Source organism: Nocardioides cynanchi, assembly GCF_008761635.1.
In the GTDB taxonomy this organism is placed as follows: Bacteria; Actinomycetota; Actinomycetes; order Propionibacteriales; family Nocardioidaceae; genus Nocardioides; species Nocardioides cynanchi.
Genome location: NZ_CP044344.1, coordinates 570910 through 597314, shown reverse-complemented (window position 1 = coordinate 597314; position 26405 = coordinate 570910). Strand labels below are relative to the sequence as shown.

24 protein-coding genes are annotated in these 26405 nt (G+C 72.4%); 13 read left to right on the top strand and 11 right to left on the bottom strand.

Going from position 1 to position 26405, the window contains the following annotated elements; all coding sequences use genetic code 11:
* Positions 1 to 7 precede the first annotated feature (7 nt).
* A complete protein-coding gene (locus E3N83_RS03135; RefSeq protein ID WP_238343042.1) occupies positions 8 to 427 on the bottom strand; it encodes an RDD family protein in 420 nt (139 codons plus the stop codon).
* 186 nt (positions 428 to 613) lie between these two features.
* Between E3N83_RS03135 and glnA the strand changes: the two genes are divergently transcribed.
* On the top strand, positions 614 to 2032 hold the full coding sequence (gene glnA, locus E3N83_RS03130) for a type I glutamate--ammonia ligase (protein WP_151081930.1): 1419 nt from the start codon (positions 614 to 616) through the stop codon (positions 2030 to 2032).
* Positions 2033 to 2104: 72 nt separating this feature from the next.
* Here the strand turns inward: glnA and E3N83_RS19410 are convergent, their stop codons facing one another.
* Complete coding sequence (locus E3N83_RS19410) at positions 2105 to 2380, bottom strand: hypothetical protein (protein ID WP_191907924.1); 276 nt, start codon at positions 2378 to 2380, stop codon at positions 2105 to 2107.
* 493 nt (positions 2381 to 2873) lie between these two features.
* Here E3N83_RS19410 and E3N83_RS03120 point away from each other — a divergent pair, with 493 nt between their 5' ends.
* From E3N83_RS03120 to E3N83_RS03090, 7 genes are all read left to right on the top strand, one after another.
* Positions 2874 to 3377: a mycothiol transferase gene (locus E3N83_RS03120; protein ID WP_151081929.1), complete on the top strand. Its 504-nt coding sequence runs from the start codon at positions 2874 to 2876 to the stop codon at positions 3375 to 3377.
* A 401-nt stretch (positions 3378 to 3778) separates the two neighbouring features.
* Entirely contained in the window at positions 3779 to 6169 is a 2391-nt protein-coding gene (gene hypF, locus E3N83_RS03115) for a carbamoyltransferase HypF (RefSeq protein WP_151081928.1), read from the top strand.
* 2 nt (positions 6170 to 6171) lie between these two features.
* A complete protein-coding gene (locus tag E3N83_RS03110; protein WP_151081927.1) occupies positions 6172 to 6468 on the top strand; it encodes a HypC/HybG/HupF family hydrogenase formation chaperone in 297 nt (98 codons plus the stop codon).
* A complete protein-coding gene (gene hypD, locus E3N83_RS03105; protein ID WP_151081926.1) occupies positions 6465 to 7571 on the top strand; it encodes a hydrogenase formation protein HypD in 1107 nt (368 codons plus the stop codon). Before E3N83_RS03110 ends, hypD begins: the two co-directional genes overlap by 4 nt.
* A gap of 13 nt (positions 7572 to 7584) precedes the next feature.
* Positions 7585 to 8643 (top strand): hydrogenase expression/formation protein HypE, encoded by a 1059-nt coding sequence (gene hypE, locus E3N83_RS03100; protein WP_238343041.1) that lies wholly within the window; start codon positions 7585 to 7587, stop codon positions 8641 to 8643.
* A gap of 1 nt (position 8644) precedes the next feature.
* Complete coding sequence (locus E3N83_RS03095; protein ID WP_151081925.1) at positions 8645 to 9367, top strand: DUF6390 family protein; 723 nt, start codon at positions 8645 to 8647, stop codon at positions 9365 to 9367.
* A 211-nt stretch (positions 9368 to 9578) separates the two neighbouring features.
* Positions 9579 to 10466 carry an aldo/keto reductase gene (locus tag E3N83_RS03090; RefSeq protein ID WP_151081924.1) on the top strand — a complete coding sequence of 296 codons (888 nt, stop codon included), beginning with the start codon at positions 9579 to 9581 and terminating at the stop codon, positions 10464 to 10466.
* A 245-nt stretch (positions 10467 to 10711) separates the two neighbouring features.
* On the opposite strand, the gene E3N83_RS03085 is transcribed toward E3N83_RS03090, so the two are convergent.
* The 4 genes from E3N83_RS03085 to E3N83_RS03070 all read right to left on the bottom strand — a co-directional run bounded on the left by E3N83_RS03085 (position 10712) and on the right by E3N83_RS03070 (position 13793).
* The gene (locus E3N83_RS03085; RefSeq protein WP_151081923.1) at positions 10712 to 10930 is read right to left on the bottom strand and encodes a hypothetical protein; all 219 of its coding nucleotides are present in this window, start codon (positions 10928 to 10930) and stop codon (positions 10712 to 10714) included.
* 75 nt (positions 10931 to 11005) lie between these two features.
* Entirely contained in the window at positions 11006 to 11884 is an 879-nt protein-coding gene (locus E3N83_RS03080) for a GNAT family N-acetyltransferase (RefSeq protein ID WP_202879307.1), read from the bottom strand.
* Complete coding sequence (locus E3N83_RS03075) at positions 11877 to 12971, bottom strand: threonine aldolase family protein (RefSeq protein WP_151081922.1); 1095 nt, start codon at positions 12969 to 12971, stop codon at positions 11877 to 11879. Before E3N83_RS03075 ends, E3N83_RS03080 begins: the two co-directional genes overlap by 8 nt.
* A gap of 45 nt (positions 12972 to 13016) precedes the next feature.
* Entirely contained in the window at positions 13017 to 13793 is a 777-nt protein-coding gene (locus E3N83_RS03070) for an isocitrate lyase/PEP mutase family protein (RefSeq protein ID WP_151081921.1), read from the bottom strand.
* A 96-nt stretch (positions 13794 to 13889) separates the two neighbouring features.
* Here E3N83_RS03070 and E3N83_RS03065 point away from each other — a divergent pair, with 96 nt between their 5' ends.
* The 3 genes from E3N83_RS03065 to E3N83_RS19405 are packed head-to-tail and all read left to right on the top strand — an operon-like array spanning position 13890 to position 16265.
* On the top strand, positions 13890 to 14207 hold the full coding sequence (locus tag E3N83_RS03065; protein ID WP_191907923.1) for an STAS domain-containing protein: 318 nt from the start codon (positions 13890 to 13892) through the stop codon (positions 14205 to 14207).
* Between the two features lie 40 nt (positions 14208 to 14247).
* Positions 14248 to 15882, top strand: a complete 1635-nt coding sequence (locus E3N83_RS03060; RefSeq protein ID WP_151081919.1) for a PP2C family protein-serine/threonine phosphatase — start codon at positions 14248 to 14250, stop codon at positions 15880 to 15882.
* Positions 15879 to 16265, top strand: coding sequence for an ATP-binding protein (locus E3N83_RS19405; RefSeq protein WP_191907922.1), 387 nt, complete (start codon positions 15879 to 15881; stop codon positions 16263 to 16265). The genes E3N83_RS03060 and E3N83_RS19405 overlap by 4 nt, the downstream gene beginning before the upstream one ends.
* Positions 16266 to 16283: 18 nt before the next feature.
* Here the strand turns inward: E3N83_RS19405 and E3N83_RS03050 are convergent, their stop codons facing one another.
* From E3N83_RS03050 to E3N83_RS03030, 5 genes are all read right to left on the bottom strand, one after another.
* Positions 16284 to 19259 (bottom strand): bifunctional [glutamine synthetase] adenylyltransferase/[glutamine synthetase]-adenylyl-L-tyrosine phosphorylase, encoded by a 2976-nt coding sequence (locus tag E3N83_RS03050; protein WP_151081917.1) that lies wholly within the window; start codon positions 19257 to 19259, stop codon positions 16284 to 16286.
* Entirely contained in the window at positions 19256 to 19978 is a 723-nt protein-coding gene (locus tag E3N83_RS03045) for a type 1 glutamine amidotransferase (RefSeq protein WP_151081916.1), read from the bottom strand. Before E3N83_RS03045 ends, E3N83_RS03050 begins: the two co-directional genes overlap by 4 nt.
* A gap of 20 nt (positions 19979 to 19998) precedes the next feature.
* Positions 19999 to 21336: a glutamine synthetase family protein gene (locus E3N83_RS03040; RefSeq protein WP_151081915.1), complete on the bottom strand. Its 1338-nt coding sequence runs from the start codon at positions 21334 to 21336 to the stop codon at positions 19999 to 20001.
* A gap of 282 nt (positions 21337 to 21618) precedes the next feature.
* A complete protein-coding gene (locus tag E3N83_RS03035) occupies positions 21619 to 22728 on the bottom strand; it encodes a hypothetical protein (protein WP_151081914.1) in 1110 nt (369 codons plus the stop codon).
* A gap of 80 nt (positions 22729 to 22808) precedes the next feature.
* Positions 22809 to 24860, bottom strand: coding sequence for an NAD(+) synthase (locus E3N83_RS03030; RefSeq protein WP_151081913.1), 2052 nt, complete (start codon positions 24858 to 24860; stop codon positions 22809 to 22811).
* Between the two features lie 71 nt (positions 24861 to 24931).
* Between E3N83_RS03030 and E3N83_RS03025 the strand changes: the two genes are divergently transcribed.
* Both E3N83_RS03025 and E3N83_RS03020 read left to right on the top strand, forming a co-directional pair.
* Positions 24932 to 25804 carry an LLM class F420-dependent oxidoreductase gene (locus E3N83_RS03025; protein WP_151081912.1) on the top strand — a complete coding sequence of 291 codons (873 nt, stop codon included), beginning with the start codon at positions 24932 to 24934 and terminating at the stop codon, positions 25802 to 25804.
* A gap of 40 nt (positions 25805 to 25844) precedes the next feature.
* Positions 25845 to 26405: a phosphotransferase-like protein gene (locus E3N83_RS03020; protein ID WP_151081911.1), complete on the top strand. Its 561-nt coding sequence runs from the start codon at positions 25845 to 25847 to the stop codon at positions 26403 to 26405.

The window sequence follows — 26405 nt, the reverse complement described above, 5'->3', positions numbered from 1 at the left end:
CACGAGCCTAACCGCGGGCACCCCCCGGCAAACGCAGAACGGCCAAGGGCACGGTGGCCGAACCGGTCGCCAGGTCGTGCAGCCCCCGGCCGTCCGGGCGGAAGACGATCGGCGGGATCACCAAGCAGATCAGCACCTGTCGTGCGAGCGCCATCAGCAGAGCGAGCGGCCGGCGCGAGCCGTCGACCCGGATCACCCGGAGGCGGGTTGCGAGCTGGCCGAACGAGCCACCCAGCAGCGCCATGAAGAACGACGACTCGACCACGAACACGCCCAGCGCGTAGAACCCCGAGCCGCGGCTGGTGCTCCAGCCGCTCGGGCCGAGGATCGCGACCACGACCAGGTTGGAGGCGAGCCAGTCGACGACGAGCGCCAGGATGCGGCGCCCCCAGGACGCGGTCTCGAAGGGCAGCTCGGCGACGGGCACCACGTCAGGCTAGCCAGCAGGGGTGGTACGACGAGCGCCGGGAGGCCACCTGTTACGTGCGTGAAACAAACCGGATACGGTCAAGTAACTGCCCCCACCTACGTTGACGACGTCCGCCGCAGAGCCGCGGCCGGACCTGCCCGCACCGAGAGTCACCAGGCTGCGCCACGCAGCCGAGGAGGATGAATGTTCGCCAACAGCGACGAGCTGCTCAAGTACATCAAGAACGAGGGCGTCGAGATGGTCGACGTACGCTTCTGCGACCTCCCCGGCATCATGCAGCACTTCACCGTCCCGGTGTCGTCGTTCGACCAGAAGGTCTTCGACGACGGCCTGAACTTCGACGGCTCCTCGATCCGCGGCTTCCAGGCCATCCACGAGTCCGACATGTCGCTGTTCCCGGACCCGACGACCGCCTACATCGACCCGTTCCGGGTCGCCAAGACCCTGGTCGTGAACTTCTTCATCCACGACCCGCTCACCGGTGAGGCCTACTCCCGCGACCCGCGCAACATCGCCCGCAAGGCGCAGGCCTACCTCTCCTCGACCGGGATCGGCACCAAGGCGTACTTCGCCCCCGAGGCCGAGTTCTACGTCTTCGACTCCGTGCGGTTCGAGACCAAGGTCAACGCCGGTTACTACCACATCGACTCCGAGGCCGGCGCCTGGAACTCAGGCTCCGAGGACAACAACCGCGGCTACAAGGTGCGCTACAAGGGCGGCTACTTCCCGGTGGCGCCGTACGACCACTTCGGCGAGCTGCGTGACGAGATGGTGATCGAGCTGGAGAAGTCCGGCCTCACTGTGGAGCGTGCCCACCACGAGGTCGGCACCGCCGGCCAGGCGGAGATCAACTACAACTTCGACGAGCTGCTCAAGGCCGCCGACGACGTGATGAAGTTCAAGTACATCGTCAAGAACGTCGCCTGGCGCAACAACAAGACCGCGACCTTCATGCCGAAGCCGATCTTCGGCGACAACGGCTCCGGCATGCACTGCCACCAGTCGATCTGGAACGACGACGAGCCGCTGTTCTACGACGAGACCGGGTACGCCGGCCTGTCGGACATGGCGCGCTACTACATCGGCGGCATCCTCGCCCACGCCCCGTCCCTGCTGGCCTTCACCAACCCGACCGTGAACTCCTACCACCGGCTGGTGCCGGGCTTCGAGGCTCCGGTCAACCTGGTCTACAGCCAGCGCAACCGCTCGGCCTGCGTGCGGATCCCGATCACGGGGTCCAACCCGAAGGCCAAGCGGATCGAGTTCCGCTGCCCCGACCCGTCGGCCAACCCCTACCTCGCGTTCTCCGCGATGCTGCTGGCCGGGATCGACGGCATCAAGAACAAGATCGAGCCGCACGAGCCCGTCGACAAGGACCTCTACGAGCTCCCGCCCGACGAGCACGCCGACATCCCGACCGTGCCCGCCTCGCTCAACGCGGTGATGGACTCCCTCGAGGAGGACCACGAGTTCCTGCTCGAGGGCGGCGTCTTCACCGGCGACCTGATCGAGACCTGGATCGACTACAAGCGCACCCAGGAGATCCAGCCGGTCGCCCTGCGCCCCCACCCGCACGAGTTCGAGCTCTACTACGACATCTAGGACACTGCTGAACTCGCGACCCGCGTCGCCCATCGGTGAGCAGAGTCGGTGATGGCCCTCGCGGGCGGGTTCTCAGTCGGCGATGTCGGCGTGCGTCTCGAGCCACGAGGGCCAGGGAACGCAGTGATCCGCGTCGTACCAGCGGATGTGTACGACAGCCCGGACTTCTTTTCGACCGCGATCCTGGGAGAGCCGAGCTGACACAGCCTCGTCGACTTCCGCCAGACGCTTGACACGCACCCTCACATCGGGCGGTTCGTCGAGGCGCACCCGCCATCGACCGTGCCCGGCGCGGGCGGTGGCAGTGACTCGACACGCCTCGGGGTGCGCAGACGGCTCGCCGGCCATGGAGCAATGCTAGATCGGGAGTCCCGAGCACGGCTGGCGATGGCGACTCGTGAGTTCTGGGAACTCCACCGAAACACGACTCGGCGGCGCGTCTGGAGCCTGCGACCGAACGGGCTGCCGCGCCCTCGGGGCCCGGACATGGTCGCGCCCCGCGAGCTGCGTGAGCGGCGGGGCGCTGTCCTCGGCACTGGACGTCAGCAGCTCGGCACCGGGGATTCGAGTCGAGATTAAATCCGGAGCCCGCACATATGCCACACCCCGACAGGTGGAGATCCCGCGCGGCGGCGCGAGCACGAGGCAGCCGGCCCGGCCATTGTTCGGCGGACCGGCCCTCGCTGACGTCCCGCTCGGTGACCCGACAGTCTGCGCCAAGGGCCAGGCGGTCACTCACCTCGTGCTCCCAGTTCGAGTCACCCCGTGACCTCGACTCACCACGCGGGCATCCACACGGCGTCCGTGGCGGCGGGATGGTTCGCATTGCTAGGGTGCGCCGATGCCGACCGAGCCTGACCGCGCCGGTTCCGAGCTGGAGCTGCTCGAGCAGTACCTCGACGCCCAACGGGAGGCGCTGCTCGCCAAGACAGAAGGGCTCGACCGGGAGCAGCTGACCCGGACCCAGCCTCCCTCGAGGCTCACTCTCGGTGGCCTGCTCCACCATCTGGCGCTCGCCGAGGAGGACTGGATGGAGATCCACTTCGCCGGACGGCCCGACAGCCAGCCCTTCGTCGACGCCGACTGGGCCGCCGACCCGGACTGGCAGTTCCGTGCTCCTCCGGAGCTGCAACCGGAGGAGCTGCGCGAGCGCTACCGCGAGGCCTGCCGCCGGAGCAGGGCCGTGGTGCGCGAGGCCACCGGACTGGACCAGCTCTCTGCGAAACCCGTGCGCGGCGAGCTCTTCACGCTGCGCTGGGTGCTGCTCCACCTGATCGAGGAGACCGCACGCCACGCCGGTCACGCCGACTTCCTGCGCGAGGCGATCGACGGAAGCGTCGGCTAGCCCGTCTGAAGGGCGGCCGGGACCGCCCGGCGACGTCGCCGGTCCCGGCGCCGGTGCTCAGCCTGCGAGCTGCCCGACGGCCGCGAGCTGGGTAGCCGGCGTGTCGGTGACGATCCGCTGGTCGCGCCACAGCGAGTTGCCCGAGGCGAGCAGTGCCACCCCGTCTTCCCGGGCACGGCGTCCCGGCGAGGCCGGTGAGGTTGGGTTCCGGCGGAGTGCCGGCCTCCACGGTGATGTGACCCGGCTGGTGATTCGCTGGACTGCCACCCGGCTTCGCGCCTACCGTCGAGCAAGCGTCTCACCTGCGACAACGCGGACACCGAAGGGTTGGCGACCATGGCCCGACAGCTGATGGTGATGGCCGGCTCGAGCGGCCACCACGTCGCGGCCCGGGAGCGGAGGTGAGCACCGTCGACGCGCGGGACCCGGACACCGTCGTACGACGTCAGCTGGTGGTCCGCGGCGTGGTGCAGGGCGTCGGGTTCCGACCGCACGTCGTGGCGCTGGCCGACCTGCTGGGCCTGTCGGGCACCTGTCGCAACGACGCCACCGGCGTCGTGATCGAGGTCGAGGGAGCAGAACCACTGGTCGCAGACTTCGTCACCCTGCTCCAGCGGCGGGCGCCGCCCCTGGCCCGGATCGTCTCGGTCGAGACCGCGGAGCTGACGCCGACCGGCCGCCCCGGTTTCGCGATCGGCAGCTCGTCGGACGGCGCGGGCGAGCGCTCGATGGTGCCGCCCGACACCGCCACCTGCGACGACTGCCGCCACGAGCTGGAGGATCCGGGCGACCGGCGCTACCGGCACCCCTTCATCACCTGCACCAACTGCGGGCCGCGCTTCACGATCACGCTCGACCTGCCCTACGACCGCCCGGTCACCACGATGGCCGGCTTCCCGCTCTGCCCCGCCTGCGCGCAGGAGTACGCCGACCCACGCGACCGCCGGTTCCACGCGCAACCGATCGCGTGTCACGACTGCGGGCCGTCCCTGCGGGTCCTGGGCAGGGACGGCGTCGAGCTGGCGAGCGGCACCGAGGGCTCCCTCCAGGCCACCGTCGCCGCTCTGCGGGACGGAGCGATCGTGGCGATCAAGGGCCTCGGGGGCTACCACCTGGCCTGCGATGCCTCGTCCGGACCGGCCACCACCGCGCTCCGGGAGCGCAAGCAGCGCCCGGACCAGCCCTTCGCCGTGATGGTCGCCGACCTGGCCGGCGCCGAGCGCCTGGTCCGGGTCGGTGGCGCCGCTGCGCTCCTGGCGTCGGCCGAACGCCCGATCGTGATCCTGCCGGCCCGGCCGGGTGCGCCGGTCGCCTCCTGCGTCGCACCCGGTCTCGACGAGCTCGGAGTGATGCTCGCCTACACCCCGGTGCACCACCTCCTCTTCGCGGCCCCGCCCGACGGCACTCCCGGCGCACCCGAGGCCCTCGTGATGACCTCGGGCAACCTCAGCGGCGAGCCCCTGTGCTTCACCGAGGCCGAGGCCCTGACCAGGCTCGGCGCGATCGCCGACCTGTTCCTGACCCACGACCGCGAGATCGCGGTGCCCTGCGAGGACTCGGTGGTGGCGTGGGTCGAGCCCGGGGACGCGATGTCAGTGCCGGTGCGCCGGTCGCGCGGCTACGCACCGCTACCGGTGCACCTGGCCGCGTCCGACCCGGAGGCTGTGGTCCTCGCAGCCGGGGCCGAGATCAAGAACACCTTCGCGCTGGCTCGCGGTGGCGACGCCTTCGTCTCGGCCCACGTCGGTGACCTGGGCAGCCTCGAGAGCCGTACGGCGTACCACCAGGCGACGGCGCAGCTCCTGCGCTTCCACCGCAGCAGACCCGGGCTCGTGGTGGCCGACTCGCATCCGGGCTACGCGTCGAGTGCCTGGGCCCGACAGTTCGCCGCCGACCTCGGCGTCCCCCTGCTGGAGGTGCAGCACCACCATGCCCACCTCGCGTCCCTCGCCGCCGAGCACGGCCGCCTGGACGAGCCCCTGCTCGGCCTGGTCTTCGACGGCACCGGCTACGGCTGCGACGCCACGGTGTGGGGCGGTGAGCTGCTGCTGCTCGGTGCCGGCGGCACCAGCGCGGAACGCCTCGGCCACCTCGGAACCGTCCGGCTGCCCGGCGGCGACGCCGGTGTGCGCAACCCGGTCCGCCAGGCCGCCCTCGCCCTGCTGAACGCGGGGGTGGAGCTCCGCGGCACACCGGTCGACGCCGAGCTCACCGACCAGGAGCGCACCTTCCTCTCCGGGCTCGGGAGCGCCGAGGAGGGCTGGGTCGCGACCAGCAGCGTCGGCCGGCTCTTCGACGTGGTTTCGTCGTTGCTCGGTGTGCGCCACCGGGTCTCCTACGAGGCCCAGGCGGCGATCGAGCTCGAGGCCACCGCCCGCCGCTGGCACCGGGCCCACGAGCGTGACCGCGGGGTGACGCTGGAGTTCCCGGTCCGCTCCGGCACCGGCCCGGACCGGCTCGACCCCGACCCGCTGGTCCGCGCCCTGGCCGGGTCACTGGCGACGGGTGAGCCACCCGGCCGACTCGCCTGGAGCTTCCACGTCGCCCTCGCCGACGCCGCAGCCGACCTGGCAGCGGCGCACGCGGCGCGCCGCGGTCTGACCGCCGTCGGACTCAGCGGCGGCGTCTTCGGCAACCGGATCCTGCTCTCCCTGGTCCGCGAGCGGCTCACCGCTGGCGGTCTCGAGGTCCTCACCCACCGCGTGGTGCCCCCCAACGACGGCGGACTGGCGCTCGGACAGGTCGCGATCGGCGTACGTTCGACCCAGCAGCCGCGAGAGACGAGGTCCTGACCATGTGCCTGGCAGTTCCCGGACGAGTGCTCTCCCTGGCCGAGCAGGACGGGACGACGATGGCCCAGGTGGACTTCGGGGGCGTCCGGAAGGAGGTCTGTCTCGCCTACATCCCCGACATCGAGGTCGGGGAGTACGTCATCGTCCACGTCGGCTTCGCGATCCAGCGGCTCGACGAGAAGTCCGCCCAGGAGACGCTGGCGAGCTTCGCGCAGCTGGGGATCCTCGAGGAGGAGTTCGGCGACAGCCTCGCCCGTGCCGCCCGGCAGGCCCAACCCCCCGACGGGGCCACGTCGTGAAGTACCTCGACGAGTTCAGCGACCCCGACCTCGCCGCCCGGCTGGTCGAGCAGATCCACGCGGTCACCACGCGGCCGTGGGCCCTGATGGAGGTCTGCGGCGGGCAGACCCACTCGATCATCCGGCACGGCATCGACCAGCTCCTGCCCGACGGTGTCGAGATGATCCACGGCCCGGGCTGCCCGGTCTGCGTGACGCCACTGGAGACCATCGACCGGGCGTTGGCGATCGCCGCCCAGCCGGGAGTGGTCTTCTGCTCCTTCGGCGACATGCTGCGGGTGCCCGGCAGCAGTCAGGACCTCTTCTCGATCAAGAGTGCCGGCGGCGACGTCCGGGTCGTCTACTCACCGCTGGACGCGCTCAGGCTGGCCCGCGAGAATCCGGACCGCGAGGTCGTCTTCTTCGGGATCGGCTTCGAGACGACCGCACCGGCGAACGCGATGACGGTCTACCAGGCCCAGCGCCAGGGCATCGCGAACTTCTCGCTGCTGGTCTCCCACGTCCTGGTGCCGCCGGCGATCGCCGCGATCATGGAGTCGCCGAGCTGCCGGGTGCAGGCGTTCCTGGCCGCGGGCCACGTCTGCAGCGTGATGGGCACCAGCCAGTACCCCCCGCTCGCCGACCGGTACGGCGTGCCGATCGTGGTCACCGGCTTCGAGCCGCTCGACATCCTCGAGGGGATCCGCCGGACCGTGACCCAGCTGGAGGAGGGCCGGCACGAGCTGGAGAACGCCTACCCCCGTGCCGTCCCCGACGAGGGGAACCCCACCGCGATGGCGATGTTGCGCGACGTCTTCGAGGTCACCGACCGCACCTGGCGCGGGATCGGGATGATCCCGGGGAGTGGCTGGAAGCTCTCGGAGCGGTACGCCGACCTCGACGCCGAGCGACGCTTCTCGGTCACCGACCTCCACACCGCCGAGTCGCCGTTGTGTCGCTCCGGCGAGGTGCTGCAGGGGCTGATCAAGCCGCACGAGTGCGCGGCGTTCGGCCAGGAGTGCACGCCCCGCCGGCCCCTCGGCGCGACGATGGTGTCCTCGGAGGGTGCCTGCGCGGCGTACTACACCTACCGCCGCCTCGACCTGCTGACCACCAGCCCGTGACCAGGAGGACCCGGTGACCGACGACCTCGACTTCGAGGGCTGGACCTGTCCGCTCCCCCTGCGTGACACCCCCACCGTCGTGATGGGCCACGGCGGCGGCGGTGCCATGTCGGGTGAGCTGATCGAGCACCTCTTCCTGCCGGCGTTCGGGGGCGCCGCCCGCGCCGAGCTCGGCGACTCCGCAGTGCTCACGGTGCCGCCCGGCCGGCTGGCGTTCTCGACGGACTCCTTCGTGGTCAAGCCGATGTTCTTCCCCGGCGGCTCGATCGGCGACCTCGCGGTCAACGGCACCGTCAACGACCTGGCCATGGCGGGGGCCACCCCGCTCTACCTCTCGACCGCGTTCATCCTGGCCGAAGGCACGCCACTCTCGGAGATTGGCCGGGTGGCCACGGCGATCGGCGAGGCCGCGGAGGTGGCCGGCGTGCAGCTGGTCACGGGTGACACCAAGGTGGTCGACAGCGGCAGCGGCGACGGCATCTACGTCAACACTGCCGGCATCGGCGTGATCGCCGACGGCGTCGACATCGGCCCCCACCGGGCCCGCATCGGCGACGCGGTCCTGGTCAGTGGCGACATCGGCGTGCACGGCATCGCGGTGATGAGCTGCCGCGAGGGGCTGGAGTTCGGCACGACGATCGAGAGCGACTCGGCGCCCCTCCACGGCCTGGTCGCGGAGATGCTGGCGACCGGGATCGACGTACGCGTGCTCAGGGACCCCACCCGCGGCGGCGTCTCGGCGACCCTGAACGAGATCGCCAGGGCGTCCGGCGTCGGCATCGAGCTGGTCGAGCGCGACCTCCCGATCCCACCCGGGGTGCGCGACGCGTGCGGGCTCCTCGGCCTCGACCCGCTCCAGGTCGCCAACGAGGGCAAGCTCCTCGCCATCGTCCCCGCCGACCGCTGCGACGAGCTCCTGGAGGTGATGCGTCGCCATCGGTACGGCGTCGCCGCCTGCCGGATCGGCACGTGCGTCGCGGAGCACCCACGGATGGTGGTGGCCCGCACCGGACTGGGCGGCACCCGCGTGATCGACCTCCCGATCGGCGAACAGCTCCCCCGGATCTGCTGACGTGTCCGCCGAAGGCGCCCTGCAGTTCGCCCGTTACGCCTACCCGCCCAACGAGCTCGGGTACTGCGGGCCGGAGGGCGCGCAGGCGATGCTGGTCCCGGGCGCCGAGGACGACATCGCCGCGCGGGCGCGGAAGTTCGACGGGGCCTGGGTCTACCTCGAGGTCCTTGCCGAGGCGCTCGGCAGCGACGACCCTCTGGCTGCCGCGGTGGTCGAGGCCTACTGGGTCGGGTCGGACCTGCTCGAGAAGGTGCCGTCCGGAGCGCTGGTCGACCGGCTGCTCACCCGCTTCGCGAGCCAGCCCGGGGGCACCTGGCGCGAGTCGGCGGGACGGGCCCTGGCGCACCACAGCTTCCAGGTCTTCGAGGTGTATCCCTGGGCGGCGATGCTGCGGGCCGGCCTGCCTGCGGGGCCGGCCGTGTCGGTGCTGGACCGGTGCCGGATCCGGACCGGGGTGGTCCGCTCGGTCCATGGCGAGTCGGTCACGGTTGGGACGAGCGCCCTCGCCTGGGACGGGGCGGCCCTCGCACCCGGCCCGGTCGTGGACGAGGTTGCACGGTGGTCGTCGGGCGGGCTGAGCCTGATCGGCGCGCCGGCGGTCGACGACGTGGTCGCGCTGCACTGGGACTGGGTCTGCGAGGTGCTGACGGTCGACCAGGCCGAGCGGATCCGCCGGCTCGACGAGGTCCGGCGCCGGGCGGTGGGACTGGTACATCCGCGCTAGGCGGATCGGCGCGTACATGCCTCCCGTCGGAGGGTGGCCCGAGGATACCGTGGTGATGTCGCACCACCCCCCGATCCCCGTGCGACACAGGAAGTGCCCCACCCGACTCGGTCCGGTGGGGCCCTTCCTTGTAGGGGCCCTCAGCGTTCCCGGGCGGCACCCCGAGGTGTGACCCGGGTTTCGGTGTCGCTCGATCCGGGCACGGGCCGTCGTGAAGACACGACAGATCGGCAACGACCAGGTCGGGCGCGTCGAGGTGGGTGCGATCGGGCTCGGCCTGATGACCTTCGACCAGTCCGGCACCCAGCCACGCGACCAGCTCGCGGCCACGGTCCGCGCGGCTCTCGACGCGGGGGTCACCCTGTTCGACACCGCCGACGCCTACGGGCCGGGCGACGAGTTGGGTCCCGACACCCAGGGCGCCAACGAGCGGCTGATCGCGGGACTGCTCGACGAGCTCGGGGTCCGCGACCGGGTGCTCCTGGCCACCAAGGGCGGGCATGTGCGGACCGGGGAGGACGCGACCTGGGACACCGACAGCAGCCGGGACCATCTGCGCCGGGCCGTCGACGCCAGCCTGGGCCGCCTGGGCGTCGAGCAGATCGCCCTCTGGCAGCACCACCGTCCCGACCCGGACACGTCGTACGACGAGGTGATCGAGACGCTGCGGGAGATCCACGCGTCGGGGAAGGTGGCGATGATCGGCCTCTCCAACGCCGATCCCGACCAGATCCGGGCGGCGCACCGGGTGCTCGGCGACGCACTGGTCAGCGTGCAGAACCAGTTCTCCCCGGCATACCGCAGCAGCCGACCCGAGATCGACGTGTGCACGGAGCTCGGGCTCGCGTTCCTGCCCTGGAGCCCGCTCGGCGGCCTCGGCGACGCCAAGGCACTGGCGGAGCAGCACCCGGCCTTCGCCGAGGTGGCGGAGCAGCGCGGCGTGAGCGCACAGCGGGTGGCGCTGGCCTGGGAGCTGGCGCAGTCCCCCGTGGTGATCCCGATCCCCGGCGCGAAGCGACCCGAGTCGATCATCGACTCGGCGGCCGCCGCGGACCTCGAGCTCACCACCGACGAGCTGGCGCGCCTGGACGCCGACTGAGTGGAGCGGTCGGGGTCGGCAGGTTCCCGGACGGGACCAAGGACCCGGACGGTCTGGTTCCCACGTACCAGCGCAGTGGGCGCATCGGGCCCATCCGCCGCCGTCGGAGCGGTCCTACCGTGGACTCGTCGCATACTCCCCTGATCCCCGTGCGACACAGGAAGCGCCCTCTGGCACCAAGCCAGGTGGGCGCTTCCTTCACGGGGTGACGGGGCCGTTCGGGCGCCGGGTGGCGTCAGGTGGCGTCAGGAGAGGTCGACGGCCTCGCAGTGCAGACCCATCCGCATGCCGTTGGCGCCGTAGCGGTGCGGCACGGGGGCAGTGAAGCCCGCATCGCGCACGTGGTGCCCTACGGCAGCGTGCCGACCCGGGGCCGTGCTGGCGCCGGCGTCGTACGTCGAACCGGCCAGCACCGCGGCGACCGCGATGACGGCGAGCGAACGGGCGATGCGCGGCAACCACATGGGGCCTCCTGGGGACGGTCTCACCACGGTACGCCCCGAGCCTCCGCAGCGGAACGGTCGACGCCGGCGCTGCTCCTAGGCTCGGTGCAGCACCAGGTCGTGGGTCCGCGGCCCGGGCCGGAACCCGATCCCCCGGTAGACCCGGCCCGGTTCGGGGTAGTCGTCGTCACCGCGCGGCCGGACCAGCCCCGTGCGGCCACCGGCGTCGCGCGCGGCGTGGAGGGCGGCCAGGCTGACCGCGCTCGCCAGGCCCCGACGGCGGTGCTCGGGGCGACAGCCGACCGGCTCGACCAGCGCGATCCCGGAGACGTCGTCCAGCCAGACGCAGCACGACGCGACCATCTCGCCCTCGGCCGTGACCGCCACCCAGTCGAGCCCGGCGCGATAGGGCGGCGTCGCCATCAGCCGCTCGTAGGCGCCGGTGGTCACCTTCGAGGTCGCCGACCACGAGCCCCGGTGGCACGCCGCCCGGGCCTCCGCCTCACCCTGTCGTACGGCGCGCAGCGCGTAGCCGGGCACGTCCGGCACGGGACGGAGGTCAGCGAGGTCGAGGGTGTGCTGGACGAACCAGACGTCCGGCTCCTCCACGAAGCCGGCCGCCTCGAGTGCCGTGCCGAGGTGGGGCTCGGTGTCGAGGTAGGAGGTGCGCACGGTGCTCTCCGTGGTCGACCCCAGGAACCAGGCGACGGCCTCGTGGGCCAGATCGGGGTACGCCGGGTCGACGCACCACTCCATCCACGTGGGGCTCTCGAGCCAGGCCCAGCCGACCGGCCCTCCGGCATCGGTGAAGACCCGGACCGGCCCGTGCTGGAGGTCCTCCGGTAGCGCGTAGCGGGCGCTCCAGCTCACCTGGCCGGGGTGCTGCCAGACCACGGGGGTCAGTCGCGAGGTGACGGCGTGCATCGCCGGCAGGGCCGCGTCGATGGTCTCCCCGGTGACCACCCGGTCAGCCACGGGTCACGTCGAGCAGCCAGGCCGCCACCTGCGCGGGGTCGTGCTCCAGGGCGGCGTCGTGGACCGCGACCTCGGTGACCACGAAGCCCGGCACGTCGGCGGCCCACCAGCCGCCGCAGGGCTGGATCCGCTCGCGCTCCATGAACGAGATCAGCCGCTCCGTCACGGCGTCCTCCTCGCCCTCGGCGTGGATCAGGAACGTGTTGGTGTGCGGCGGCTCGGGCCACGGGCGGAGGCCGACCGCCGACGCCTCGGTGGCCAGGGCGCGTGCCCACGCGGCGTACTCCCCCATCCGCGGCAGCCGGTCCCGCAGCCCGGCCAGCGCGGAGACGGCGAACGGCGTGAGGTGGAAGAGCGTGCCGCCCATCCGCTTGCGCCAGCGCCGGGCTTCGTCGACGACGTCCTCGGGGCCGGCGAGAGCGGCACCGGCCAGCCCTTCGAGCCCCTTGTAGAACGAGACGTAGATGCTGTCGAACTGGGCCGCGATCTCGGCCAGCGGCCGGTCGTAGTAGGGCTGCGACTCCCAGATCCGGGCCCCGTCGGCATGCAGGGGTACGCCGAGCTCCCGGGCGGCCGCGGACAGAGCGGTCAGGTCGTCCCACGGCGGGAGCATGCAGCCGGCGTCGCGCAGCGGCATCTCGACCAGCGCGGCTCCCAGGCCCGGGGAGAGGCCACGCAGATGGTCGGCGGTGGCGGTGGTGCGCCCCCGGGTCAGGTGCTCGAACTCGAAGCCGTGCAGCCGCCGCGGCCCGTCGTCCTCGTGCTCGAGCAGGTGCGAGGTGTCGGGGATCGCGACCCGCCTGGAGCCGGAGCGGTCGCACCAGACCCGGAGGGCCGCCTGCTGGGCCATGATCCCGCTCGGGAAGAACGCGGCCGCGGGCTTCCCGAGCAGCTCGGCCACCTGGGTCTCGACCTGGGCGACCGGCCCGCGCTCGGCGTAGACGTCCCACTGCTGGACGTCGAGCGCCTCGGCGTCGTCGGCGAGCCTGCGCAGCACCTCGACCGGTGTCCGGGACGGGTGCCAGAACACGGAGGTCTCGCACCCCTTGACCGCAGCCCGCAGGCGCTCCATCTGCTCGTCGTCCACGGCCCCACCCAACCAGCCGGGTGGGCTCACGCCAACCGGGTTTGCTCAGGTGAGGGTGCGGGTGCCCGGCGGGATGCCCTCGCCGCGGGACACTCCCTCGACCATCTCCTGGAGGGCGGTCAGGGCCACCCGCTGCGGGAAGGGCCCGAAGCTGGCCCGGGCCACCCCGAGCTCCTGCAGCCGGGCCAGGGAGGGACCACCGGGCACCGGCAGCACCGAGAGCCGCTGCGGGCCGAACGCCTCCACGAGAGCCTGCACCTGCACGTCCGTCAGGGCGCCCGGCACGAACACGACCGGAGCACCGACCTCGAGGAACGCCCGCCCACGCACGATCGCGTCGGCCAGCGCGTCGTCGGGGTCGCGGTCCCCCGCGTGGAGAACCGCGTCGGTGCGGGCGTTGAGCACGAAGTCCGGGACACCCTCCGCGGCCGCCGCCCGGATCACCGCCTCGACCGCGGCCACCGCGTCGGCCAGGGGCCGGAGCTGGTCCTCGATGTTGGCGCCCACGACACCGAGACCGATCGCGCGACGGCAGGTCTCGCCGGCGTCGCCGTACCCTGCTTCGAGGTCGGCCGTGACCGGGAGGTCGACGGCCCCGGCGATCCGGCCGACGGCCTCGAGCATCAGGTCGCGAGGGATCTGCTCGCCGTCCGGATAGCCGTACGACGCGGCGATGGCGTGGCTGGCGGTGGCCAGGGCCGTGGTGCCCGGCGTCGAGGCCACGACCCGGGCGCTGGCGACGTCCCAGACGTTCACCAGGGTGAGCAGCTCGGGGGCGACGTGCAGGGCGCGGAGCGCGGCGGCCCGTTCGGTGGTGTCCATCGCACCACCGTGCGGCCCACGACGTCGCGAAGCAAGCGACTCGGGACCGATCTTCCGCTATTTTCACCTCAACACCGGAGTGGGGCAGGAGCAACAGTGGCGCAGTTCCGCACAGGCGACGGCAGCGACGGCAGCGTCGTCGTGTCGATCGAGGGCGACTTCGACCTCGCCGACGTCGACGAGTTCCTCGAGCTCGCGCTCCCCTGCCTGGAGCGTTCCGACCGAGTTGAGATCGACCTCGGACGGGTCACGTTCATCGACTCCAGCGGTCTCGGAGCCCTGGTCCGCGTCCGGAAGGAGGGCTCGGAGACCGGCACGAAGGTGTCCCTGGTGGACGTGAGCCCGGCGACGCACCGGCTGCTGGAGATCACCGGGCTCCACCACGCGTTCGACATCGCGCCCCGGGAGGCTTGATGCCGTCCCGGCCCGGCCGCGGGACGAGACGGCCGAGGTCGTGACCGACTCGCCGGCACCGGCCCGCAGCCCCGCACTGCGACGGCCCGCCCGTCTGGTGGCGGGCATCTGCGTGCTGGGCGTGCTGCTGACGGCGCTGGCGACCTGGGCGGTGGCCCGGGCGGACACGAACACCGAGCAGCGCCTGCTCCAGACCCAGACCCGCCAGGCCGCCGCCGTCCTGTCGACCGCGATCCTGACCATCCAGCAACCGATGAACGCGGCCCTGGCCGCCCAAGGGGCGATCGGCCACGGCCGGGACGCGACCGCCTTCACCCGGATCTTCGCCCAGGTCGCCGGCACCGGGAAGACCTTCACCTCTGCCTCCTTGTGGCACCGGCAGGGAGGTTCGTTCACCCGGGTGGCCGCGATCGGCGACGCCCCCGGGCTGGACCCCCAGGGCCCGCAGATGCAGGACTTCCTCGGCCAGGCGCTGCCGGGCACGACGTTCGCCGTGCGTCGGGTCGACGTCGGGGCACAGATCCGGATCGCCTACGCCGTCGGCGACCCCGGCTCCGGCTACGTCATCTACGCCGAACGGGCGATCCCGGCGGACCGTCGCGCCCCGGTCGACCGCAACTCCGCCTACGCCGACCTCGACTACGCCATCTACCTCGGCGGCACCACCGACACCGCGGCGATGACCACGACCGACGTCGACCCCGCGACCCTGCCGCTGACCGGGCTCACCGCCCAGGTCTCGATCCCGTTCGGGAACTCGACGCTGATCCTGACCACCCGTGCCCGGCGCCACCTCGGCAGCGGCCTCAGCGAGCGGCTGCCGTGGATCCTCCTGCTCAGCGGGCTGCTGCTCACCCTGGCCCTGGCCCTGGTCGCCCGCCAGCTGATCCGCTCACGACTGCGCGCCGAGAGCGACACCGACACCATCACCACCCTCTACCAGCGCGTCGACACCCTGTACGGCGAGCAGCGGAGCCTGTCGGAACGGCTCCAGCGTGCCCTGCTGCCCCAGGCCAACCCGGGGATCCCCGGCATGGAGGTGTCGTCGGAGTACGTCGCCGGGGCGCAGGGCATCGACATCGGGGGCGACTGGTACAGCGCGATCGCGGTCGGGGACGACACGTTCGCGTTCGTCGTCGGCGACGTGTCGGGCAACGGCGTGGACGCGGTGGCCGAGATGGCCCGGGCCCGGTTCACATTGCGCGCCTACCTCTTCGACGGCGACGGTCCGGACACGGCGCTGGAGAAGTGCTCGCGCCAGTTCGACGTGACCACCGACGGCCACATCATCACCGTGCTCGTGGGAGTGGGGAACTGGCGGACCGGCGAGATCAGCGTCGCCAACGCGGGCCACCCCCTCCCCCTGCTGGTCTCGGAGGCCGGCGCGTCGTTCGTGCCGATGCCGGTGGGGCTGCCACTCGGCGCCGGCGCGTTCACCTACGAGCGGTCGACGTTCACCATGCCTCCGGGCGCGACGCTGATGGCCTACACCGACGGCCTCGTCGAGCGACGGGCCGAGGTCATCGACGCGGGCATGCAGCGGCTCGTCGAGGTGGCTCGGAGGCTCGGATCACGTCCGCTGCCGTCGTTCGTCGAGCAGGTCGTGACCTCCATGCGCGACGAGCGCATGGTCGACGACGTCGCCGTGCTGGCCCTGCGCCGGGTGGGCGTGTGACCGCCCGGCTCGCCGCCGACCGGCGGGCTCCCGCCGAGGCCCGGTCGTACGTCGCGCGGCAGCTGGGGTCTCTGTCCCTGCCACCGGGCGTGCCCGTCGACGACGTCGTCCTGATCGCCAGCGAGCTGGTCACCAACTCGGTGCGCGGCGGCGCGGATTGGGTCGACCTCAGCGTGCGGACCACCCCCGAGCGGCTCGACCTGCTGGTCGAGGACGACGCCGACGGCTGGCCGGTGCTGGGCACGCCCGACGAGGACGCCGTCAACGGTCGCGGCCTCGGCATCGTCGACCGGCTCGCCGACGCCTGGGTGGTCACGGCTCGGGACCGCGGCAAGGTGGTCACGGTGACCTGGCTGGCCCGGACCGCCGACGTGTCGCCCTGAGCCCGCCGACCCGACCGGTCACTCCCAGAAGATCCGGTCGACCACGGCCCGGGCGCGGCGCGTCGTGCGCAGGTAGTCGTTGACCATCTCGTCGGAGTGACCGGAGCCGTAGTCGAGGATGCTCGCCACCGCCGCCCGCTCGCGGGCGTCGCGGGGCAGCTGGTCGCCGCTCTTGCCGGTGACCAGGGTGATCGCGTTGCGCAGCCGACTCACCGAGCGCCAGGCCCGGTCCAGCGCGTCGGCATCGACGGCCGAGAGCAGCTCGGCCTCACGCGCGGCGGCCAGTGCGGTGAGGGTCCGCGGGCTGCGCAGGGCGGCGACCCGGCCGGCGTACCTGAGCTGGAGCAGCTGGACGGTCCACTCGATGTCGGCCAGGCCACCGCGGCCGAGCTTGAGGTGGGTCTGGGGGTCGGCCCCCCGCGGCAGCCGCTCGCGGTCCACGCGAGCCTTGATCCGGCGTACCTCGACGACATCGGCCTCGCTGATCCCCTCCGGGGGGTAGCGCAGCGGGTCGATCAGCGAGGTGAAGCGCTCGCGCACCCCGGCGTCACCGACCACGGCGTCGGCCCGCAGCAGCGCCTGCGCCTCCCAGACCTTGGACCACTTCGCGTAGTAGGCGGCGTACGACGCGAGCGTGCGGACCAGCGGACCCTGCTTGCCCTCGGGCCGCAGGTCCGCGTCGACCACCAGCGCCGGGTCGCCGGCCGGGGCGATCAGCAGGGACCGCACCTCGTTGGCCACCGCCTGGGCGTACGCCGTGGGGTCGCCGCCCGCGCCGCCGTCGTCGGCGTCCTCGGGCTCGTGCACGAACATCACGTCGGCGTCGCTGCCGTAGGAGAGCTCGAAGCCGCCGTAGCGACCCATCGCCACGATCGCGATCCGGGTCGGTGCCCGGTCGAGCCCCCGCTGGGCCCGCACCGACCGGCCGGCCACCTCCAGCGTCGCCTCGAGGGTGGCGTCGGTGAGCCGGGACAGGGCCGCGCCGACCTCGGCGACCTCGATCTCGCCGAACAGCTCGCCGACCGCGATCCGGAACAGCTCACGGCGCCGGACCGCCCGGATCGACCGCACCGCCTCGCCGGCGTCCGCCTGGCGCTCGGCGGTGGCGCGCATCTGCGCGGTCAGGGTCTCCGACGAGCGTGGGGTGAGGTCCTCCCCCAGCATCCGCACCCCTTCGGGCTCGCGCTCGAGCAGGTCGGTGGCGTAGCGCGAGGTGGCCAGCAGCCGGGCCAGCCGTTCGGCGACCTGCCCCTCGTCACGCAGGGTCTTGAGGTACCAGTGCGTGGAGCCGAGGCTCTCGCTGATCCGCCGGAAGCCGAAGAGCCCCGCGTCGGGGTCGGGGGCGTCCGCGAACCACTCGAGCATCGCCGGGAGCAGGGTGCGCTGGATCGCCGCGGTGCGGGAGACGCCGCTGGTCAGGGCCTCGAGGTGGCGCAGGGCGGCGGTCGGGTCGGCGTACCCCAGGGCGGCGAGCCGGACCCCGGCCGCCTCGGGCGTGAGTCGTGCCCCACCGGCCGGCACCCGGGCGACCGCCTCCAGCAGCGGCCGGTAGAACAGCTTCTCGTGAAGTCGGCGTACCTCGAGGCGATGGTGGGCCCAGACCTCCTCGAGGGCCTTCCCCGGGTCCTTGCCGAAACCCATGCTGCGACCCAGCCGGCGCAACGACGCATCGTCGGCGGGTACGACGTGGGTGCGCCGCAGGTGCTGGAGCTGGATCCGGTGCTCCAGGGTGCGCAGGAACGCGTACGCCCGGTGCAGCGCCTCGCCGTCCTCGCGCCCGACGTAGCCCCGCTCGGTCAGCGCGCCGAGGGCGCTGAGTGTCGCGCGCTGGTGGATCTTCTCGTCGGCCCGGCCGTGCACGAGCTGGAGGAGCTGGACGGCGAACTCCACGTCGCGCAGACCACCGGACCCGAGCTTGAGCTGCCGCTGCGCCTCCCGCGGCGGGATGTTGTCGAGCACCCGACGGCGCATCGCCTGCACGTCGCCGACGAACCCCTCACGCTCGGAGACGCGCCACACCATCGGCGTCACCAGGTCGAGGAACGCCTCTCCCAGGGCCTGGTCGCCGGCCACCGGCCGGGCCTTGAGCATGGCCTGGAACTCCCACGTCTTGGCCCACCGCTCGTAGTAGGCGCGGTGGCTGGCCAGGGTCCTGACCAGCGGCCCCGCGGCACCCTCGGGCCGCAGGTTGGCGTCGACCGGCCAGATCGTGCCCTCGGCGGTGTGCTCGGAGCAGACCTGCATCAGGTGCGAGGCGAGCTGGGCCGCGACCCGCGCGGCCGCTCCCTCGTCGGCACCGTCGGCCGGCTCGAAGACGTAGAGCACGTCGACGTCGGAGACGTAGTTGAGCTCGTGCCCACCGCACTTGCCCAGCCCGATCACCGCGAGGCGGGCGGTGTGGGCGTCGGGGACCCGCGACCGCGCCACGGCCAGGGCCGCCTCCAGCGTGCCGGTGGCGAGGTCGGACAGCTCGGCGGCGGCGTCGTCGACCCCGAGGTGGTGCGCGAGGTCGCGGGCGGCCAGCCGGGTCAGCACGCGGCGGTACTCCACCCGGAGCGCGTCCGAGGCGGCCGGACCGGTCACGGTCGCCACCGGCTCGGGGTCGGCCGGGTCGGCGCCCACGGCCTCGAGCAGCCCCGCGCGTACGGCGTGGGCCGTCGGCCGGGTCGAGCCCAGCCAGGGGTCGGTCAGCTCGCGCCACTGCTCGGGGTGCCGGACCAGGTGGTCGCCCAGCGCCTGGCTCGCCCCGAGCACCGAGAGCAGGCGCATCGAGGTGCCCTCGTCGTCGGCGAGCTCCGGCACCAGCCCGGGCCCGGCGCGCTCGGCCAGTCGTACCAGAGCGGACAGGGCCTGGTCGGGGTCCGCGGTCCGGGCGAGCAGGGCCACCAGGGGCCCCGAGCGCTCGCCGAGCCGGGCGAGCTCGTCGCCGGCCCGGCCGGCGTCCTCGAAGCCGAGGCGGGCCAGCACCTGCCGCTCGCTCTCGGGACGGGTCATGCGCGCGCGGCCTCCACCTGGGTGGCGTGCCGGGCGGCGAGCTCGGCGAACCGGACCGCCAGCGGGGTCCACCACTCGACGAGCTGGTCGCGGGCTGCGGCCAGCGCGGCCAGCGCGTCCTCGGCCACGGCCGGGTCGGCGTCGCCGTCCGCCAGCCAGCCGCGGAAGAGCGGCTCGTCGACCTCGGGATGCCACTGCACGCCCCAGACCGTCGGCGCGTAGTGCACCGCCTGCACGTCACCGGCGTCGGCCCGCGCCATCACCTGGGCGCCTGCAGGCAGCCGGGTGACGATGTCGTCGTTCCAGTGCGCGCCACGGCGGGGCGTCGCCACCGGCGCGAACAGCTCGTCGAGATGGGCGGCAGGCTCCCAGCCCACGTCGTACAGCCCGAACTGGCGACCGGCCGGGTTGCGTCGTACCTCTCCACCGAGCGCCACGGCCGCCAGCTGGTGGCCCAGACAGATGCCCAGCGTGGGCACGCGATCGGCGGCCGCCTGCCGGATCAGCTCCTTGACCGCAGTCAGCCAGGGGAAGGTCGCGTCGTCGTTGGCCCCCATGGCTCCGCCCATCACGACCAGGGCGGCGTACCCGTCGAGGGAGGCGGGCAGTTCGTCGCCGAGGAAGGGACGGCGTACGTCGAGGTCGACGCCCATCCACTGGCCCATCAGGTGGATCGGGTCGTCGTCCTCGTGCTGGACGACCAGGACGGGGCTGCTCACGCGCCCAAGGTAGTGCTCTCTCAGAGGACCGGCAGCATGCGGTCGCGCTCGAACGCGGAGACCTGGGTGCGGTACTCCTGCCACTCGGTGCGCTTGTTGCGCAGGAAGAAGTCGAAGACGTGCTCGCCGAGGGTCTCCGCCAGGAGCTCGGAGTCCTCGGCCACCGAGATCGCCTCCGACAGGCTGCTCGGCAGCGGGGCGATCCCCATGCTCTTGCGCTCGCGCTCGGTGAGGGTCCAGACGTCGTCCTCGGCCTCGCGGGGCAGCTCGTAGTCCTCGGCGATCCCCTTCATGCCGGCGGCCAGGGTCACGGCGTACGCGAGGTAGGGGTTGCAGGCGGCGTCGATCGTGCGCAGCTCGATCCGGGTGGAGACACCCTTCTGCGGCTTGTACATCGGCACCCGGATCATCGCCGAGCGGTTGTTGTGGCCCCAGCAGATGTACGACGGCGCCTCGCCGCCGCCGAGCAGGCGCTTGTAGCTGTTGACCCACTGGTTGGTGACCACGGCGATCTCGCTGGCGTGCCGCAGGATGCCGGCGATGAACTGCCGGCCGGTGCGGGACAGCTGGTACTCCGCGCCGGCCTCGAAGAACGCGTTGCGGTCGCCCTCGAACAGCGAGACGTGGGTGTGCATGCCGGAGCCGGGATGGGCGGTGAACGGCTTGGGCATGAAGGAGGCCCAGATGCCCTGGCTCAGCGCGACCTCCCGGATCACGGTGCGGAAGGTCATGATGTTGTCGGCGGTCGAGAGGGCGTCGGCGTACCGCAGGTCGATCTCCTGCTGGCCCGGGCCTCCCTCGTGGTGGCTGAACTCCACCGAGATGCCCATCGACTCCAGCATCGTGATCGCCTCACGGCGGAAGTCGGCGCCCTGGCTCTGCGCGGTGTGGTCGAAGTAGCCGCTGCGGTCGACCGGCACCGGCTCGCCGCCGGGAGCGGGGCCGTCCTTGAACAGGTAGAACTCGATCTCGGGATGGGTGTAGAAGGTGAAGCCCTGCTCGGCCGCGTTGCTCAGCGTGCGCTTGAGCACGTGTCGCGGGTCGGCGTACGACGGCGAGCCGTCGGGCATCACGATGTCGCAGAACATCCGCGCCGTGCTCGGCCCCTCACCCCGCCAGGGCAGGATCTGGAAGGTCGACGGGTCGGGCTTGGCGAGCATGTCGGACTCGTAGACCCGGGCGAAACCCTCGATCGCCGAGCCGTCGAAGCCGATCCCCTCGTCGAACGCGCCCTCCAGCTCGGCCGGCGCGACCGCGACCGACTTGAGGAACCCGAGCACGTCGGTGAACCACAGCCGGACGAACCGGACGTCGCGCTCCTCGAGCGCGCGCAGCACGAAGTCTTCCTGCTTGCCCATGAGCGCCAGTGTGTCGCAGGCGTGTTACGGCGATGTTGCCGAGCCCCGCCGTACTCGGTGGTCGAGCGGAGTCGAGACCACCCAGCCGGCAGGAGCACCCGGTGGTCGAGCGGAGTCGAGACCACCCAGCCGGCAGGAGCACCCGGTGGTCGAGCGGAGTCGAGACCACCCAGCCGGCAGGAGCACCCGGTGGTCGAGCGGAGTCGAGACCACCCAGCCGGCAGGAGCACCCGGTGGTCGAGCGGAGTCGAGACCACCCAGCCGGCAGGGCGTCCCGCGCCGCTACTTCCTGCAGGCGATGACCTCCTGCGAGCCGATCACGCCCTTGCCCGCGGGGAGCAGCGGCTTCAGCCACGGCTGGGTGACGCGGGCGAAGGCGATGGTGCCCGCCGTCGGACCCGTCGTCCCGGGCACGGTCACCTGACGGACGGTGAGCGGCACGGTGAGGTCGGTGGACGTCGTACCACCCCAGCAGGGCGAGCCCTCGGACCGGCTGCGGGCGTCGGCGAGGGTGACGGCGTCACCGACGCGGTGCCCGGCGTAGCGCCAGGCGACCACCGTCGTGTAGCCGGTGGCTCCCTCCCAGGGCGCGACGACCGTCGCCGAGATGCCGCGGGTCAGCGGGCGCGGGACGCGGAAGCTGATCGACCCGTTGCGGACCGTCCGGGGCGCGACCGACCAGGCGTTCTCGACCCGACGGGCGCCGTTCATCACTCCGATCTGGCAGCCGGAGCAGCCGGGGACGGCGAAGGTGACCGTGGTGGTCTTCGGCCTGGTGCACCAGAACGCGTCCTGGTTGGCGATCGTGCCCTTGTAGGTCTTCACCATCGGCCGCCAGCTGGACATCGTGTGCGTGGCGTAGGCGAGCGGGATCTGGGTCGGCTTCCCGGGGATGGTCCGGCCCGGCACCCGGGCGACGTGGAAGCTGAGCCGGGCGGAGTCCACCGAGGTTCCGGCCCAGCAGCCCTCGGCGCGGCTGCCGGCCCGGGCCTCGGCCCGGGTGACCGGGCTGTCGATCTTGTGGCCGCGGTAGCGCGTGACCAGGTTGGGCACGGCGCCGGTGTTGCCCTCCCACGGGGCCCTCAGCACGAACGAGAGGCCGTGGGTGCGCGCGGTGAGCAGCCGGAAGTCCGCAGCCTCGTCGGCGCCGATCCGCTGGGGCTTCGACGTCCACACCGTCAGCTGACCGTGCACCGCGTGCTGCAGCGTCAGCGTGCACCGGTTGCAGCCGGTGATGTGGATGTGGAGGGCGGTCGTGGCCGGAGCGCGGTCCGCGTGACCGTCCGAGCCGTCCGCGGTGGCGGCCGTAGCCGGGTCGTGCTGGGCGGTGGTCGCGAGGACCGCGGCGGCCATCGTCACCGCGACGGCGGCGAGGCGTCGTACCCGAGTCATGTGTGCTCCTTCGAGATCGCGGCGGCCCGGACGGACCGTCTCGACCCTGTGACCCCGGGCGGGCCGAAAAGGTTGTCCCGTCAGGACGACGGGACGTTGGCCTCGATGTCCGCGAGCCACGCGGTGGCCGCCGCGTCACTCGGCATCCGCCAGTCGCCGCGCGGGCTCATCGTGCCGCCCGACGACACCTTGGGGCCGTTGGGCAAGGCGCTGCGCTTGAACTGGCTGGCGAAGAAGCGCCGACAGAAGACCTCGAGCCACTGCCGGATCGTGGCCACGTCGTACGACGGCCTGGCCTGCTCGGGATAGCCCGGCGGCCACTCCCCGGCCTGCGCGTCGTGCCAGGCGTGCCACGCCAGGAAGGCGATCTTGCTGGGCCGGTAGCCGAGCCGCAGCACGTGGTAGAGGGTGAAGTCCTGGAGCGCGTAGGGGCCGACCGTGTCCTCGGTTGCCTGCGCCTTCTGCCCCTCGAGGGTCGGGACCAGCTCCGGGGTGATCTCCTGCCCGAGCACCTCGCCCAGCACCGCGTTCGCCTCGTCGTCGAACTGGCCGCTGTCGATCACCCAGCGGATCAGGTGCTGGATCAGGGTCTTGGGGACCCCGGCGTTGACGTTGTAGTGCGACATCTGGTCGCCGACGCCGTAGGTGCACCAGCCCAGCGCGAGCTCGCTCAGGTCACCGGTGCCCACCACGATGCCGCCGCGCTGGTTGGCGAGGCGGAAGAGGTAGTCGTAGCGCAGTCCGGCCTGGACGTTCTCGTAGGTGACGTCGTACGTCGTGCCGCCGTCGGCGGCCGGGTGGTCGAGGTCCTTCAGCAGCTGCTCGGCCGCGGGCTTGATGTCGATCTCCTCGAAGGTGACCCCGAGCGCGCCGGCCAGCCGTGTCGCCAGCGACTTCGACGTGTCGCCGGTGGCGAAGCCGGGCATCGTGTAGGCGAGCACGTCGCTGCGGGGGCGGCCCAGCCGGTCCATCGCCCGCACCGCGACGATCAATGCGTGCGTGGAGTCCAGGCCCCCGCTGATGCCGATCACGGCCCGGGGCCCGCCGATCGCCTGGATCCGCTGGACCAGGCCGGCGACCTGGATGGAGTAGGCCTCGTAGCAGTCCTGCGCCAGGCGCTCGACGTCGTCGGGCACGAACGGGAAGCGGTCGACACGGCGCCGGAGCCCGACGTCCCCGGTCGGCGGCTTCAGCTCGAAGCCCACCATCCGGAACGGGTGCCTCGGTGGTCGCGCGGAGTCGAGACCACGCCGGTTGTCATCGTGGGTCCCCTGCCGCAGCCGCTCCTGCCGGATCCGGTCGAGGTCGACGTCCACGACGGTCCGGCGGGGCCCGTCGGGGAATCGCTCGCTCTCGCCGAGCAGGTCGCCGCACTCGTAGACCATGGTCTGGCCGTCCCACGACAGGTCGGTGGTCGACTCGCCCTGTCCGGCTGCAGCGAAGACGTAGGCCGCGTTGCTGCGGAAGCTGGCGCTGCGCACCAGCAGCCGCCGGTCCTCGGCGCGGGCGATCGTGATCGGGCTGCCCGACAGGTTGGCCAGCACGGTCGCGCCGGCCAGCGACGCCTCCGCACTGGGCGGCACCGGCACCCACATGTCCTCGCAGATCTCGACGTGGAGCCGGAGGCCGGGCAGGTCCTTGGCGGCGAAGATCAGGTCGGGCCCGAGCGGCACGTCCGCGCCGGCGACGCGCACCGTCGTACCCCTGAGGTCGTCGCCTGGGGCGAAGTGCCGGCGCTCGTAGAACTCGCGGTAGTTGGGCAGGTAGGACTTCGGGGCAACGCCGAGGATCCGGCCACCCTTGATCACGACCGCGCAGTTGAGGAGCCGGGTGCCGTGCACCAGCGGCGCGCCCACCACCAGCACGGGCAGCAGGTCGGTCGAGGCCTCGACGATGGTGCGGATGGCCTCGTCGACCGCCGACAGCAAGGTGTCCTGGAGCAGCAGGTCCTCGATGGAGTAGCCCGACAGGCACAGCTCGGGGAACACCGCGACCGCAACGCCCTCGTCGTGGCACGCGCGGGCCTCGGCGAGCACGGTCTGAGCGTTGGTCGCCGGGTCGGCCAGGGCGACCGGCACGGTGCACGCGGCGACGCGCGCGAAACCCTGCGCGTACGCCGACCAGAACTCCACCTCACCAGTCTAGGGATGCGGCGCCTCCGCACCGACGTCCCCGGCCTTCGGACCCGGCGTACGTTGGCAGCATGTTGCTCGGAGTTCACTGCGCGAACCTGACCTGGCCCGGTGGCCCCGAGGCTCTCGGTGCGACTCTTGCGGGCGTCGCGCGGGCCGCCGACGAGGGCGGGGTGACCACCCTGACGATGATGGACCACTACTTCCAGATGGAGCACCTCGGCGGGCCGGCCGAGCCGATGCTGGAGGGCTACACCAGCCTCGGCTTCCTGGCCGGCCAGACCAGTCGGGTCGAGCTCGGGCTGCTGGTCACCGGGGTGAGCTACCGCCACCCGGGCCTGCTCGCCAAGATCGTGACCACGCTCGACGTGCTGTCCCAGGGGCGGGCGATGCTGGCCCTCGGCGCCGCGTGGTACGAGCGCGAGCACCTCGGTCTGGGCGTCCCCTACCCGTCCACCAGCGAGCGCTTCGAGCGGCTCGAGGAGACGCTGCAGATCGTCCAGCAGGCCTGGAGCGGCGGCGGCGTCTACGACGGGGCGCACTACCGGCTCGAGGAGCTCACCCTGGTCCCGCAGCCGCTGCGGCCCGGCGGTCCGCGGATCGTGGTCGGCGGTACGGGCGAGCGCAAGACGCTGCGGCTCGTCGCGCAGTACGCCGACGCGTGCAACCTGTTCGCCACCGGCACCGATGACGTCAAGCACAAGCTGGACGTGCTGCGCGGCCACTGCGACGCGGTCGGTCGCGACTACGACGACATCGCCCGGACCATCACCGGGACCCTGACCCGTCCCCTCGACGACGTCGACGAGTGGCTGGCGTTGATGCAGGAGTACGCCGACCTCGGGATCGGACAGGTCTGGGTCGGCCCGGACGCCGCCGACCCGGTCGGCTGGACCGAGCAGATGTGCGAGAGCGTGCTCCCGCGGCTGGCCGAGATCGGCTGACCCCCGGCGGGGTCCCGGCCCGACTCGCTAGCGTCGGCACATGGCGTCCGGTCGGATCGTGCTCCTCAACGGGCCGTCCAGCGCGGGCAAGACCACGCTGACCCACGCGGTCGCGCGCCGGATGCCCACTCCGTGGCTGGTGCTGCCGGTCGACCTCTTCCACCAGATCCGCACCCGACCGGACGCCCACCTGACCCAGCGCCAGTGGGACGACGTCTTCCATCGCACCCGCGCGGCGTACCACCGCGCCCTGGTGGGTGCGGCGTCGTGCGGGTGCGACGTGCTGGCCGACCACGTCCTCAACGAGCCGTGGCGCCTCGACGACCTGCTCGGCCTCAGCGTCGGGCTCGACGTGCTGCTGGTCCACGTCACCTGCTCGCCCAAGGAGCTCAAGCGCCGCGAGAAGGCACGCGGGGAGCGCGAGCCGGGCACGGCGGCCACACAACGGCGCCAGGTCTTCCAGCACGGCGACTGCGACCTCACCGTCGACACGACGTACGGACCCGACGAGCCGACGGCCGCGCTCCTCGATCTGATCCGCGACCCACCGAAGGACCGGGCCTTCGACCGGCTGCGGGCAAGGCGGGCAGCCGGTGCGTGA

Excerpts from the sequence above, each read along its gene's own strand:
- glnA (WP_151081930.1), top strand. The coding sequence starts at position 614 with ATGTTCGCCAACAGCGACGAGCTGCTCAAGTACATCAAGAACGAGGGC.
- E3N83_RS03085 (WP_151081923.1), bottom strand. The coding sequence starts at position 10,930 with ATGTGGTTGCCGCGCATCGCCCGTTCGCTCGCCGTCATCGCGGTCGCC.
- E3N83_RS19410 (WP_191907924.1), bottom strand. The coding sequence starts at position 2,380 with ATGGCCGGCGAGCCGTCTGCGCACCCCGAGGCGTGTCGAGTCACTGCC.
- E3N83_RS03025 (WP_151081912.1), top strand. The coding sequence starts at position 24,932 with ATGTTGCTCGGAGTTCACTGCGCGAACCTGACCTGGCCCGGTGGCCCC.
- E3N83_RS03120 (WP_151081929.1), top strand. The coding sequence starts at position 2,874 with ATGCCGACCGAGCCTGACCGCGCCGGTTCCGAGCTGGAGCTGCTCGAG.
- E3N83_RS03020 (WP_151081911.1), top strand. The coding sequence starts at position 25,845 with ATGGCGTCCGGTCGGATCGTGCTCCTCAACGGGCCGTCCAGCGCGGGC.
- E3N83_RS03035 (WP_151081914.1), bottom strand. The coding sequence starts at position 22,728 with ATGACTCGGGTACGACGCCTCGCCGCCGTCGCGGTGACGATGGCCGCC.
- E3N83_RS03110 (WP_151081927.1), top strand. The coding sequence starts at position 6,172 with ATGTGCCTGGCAGTTCCCGGACGAGTGCTCTCCCTGGCCGAGCAGGAC.
- E3N83_RS03040 (WP_151081915.1), bottom strand. The coding sequence starts at position 21,336 with ATGGGCAAGCAGGAAGACTTCGTGCTGCGCGCGCTCGAGGAGCGCGAC.
- E3N83_RS03070 (WP_151081921.1), bottom strand. The coding sequence starts at position 13,793 with ATGGACACCACCGAACGGGCCGCCGCGCTCCGCGCCCTGCACGTCGCC.
- E3N83_RS03050 (WP_151081917.1), bottom strand. The coding sequence starts at position 19,259 with ATGACCCGTCCCGAGAGCGAGCGGCAGGTGCTGGCCCGCCTCGGCTTC.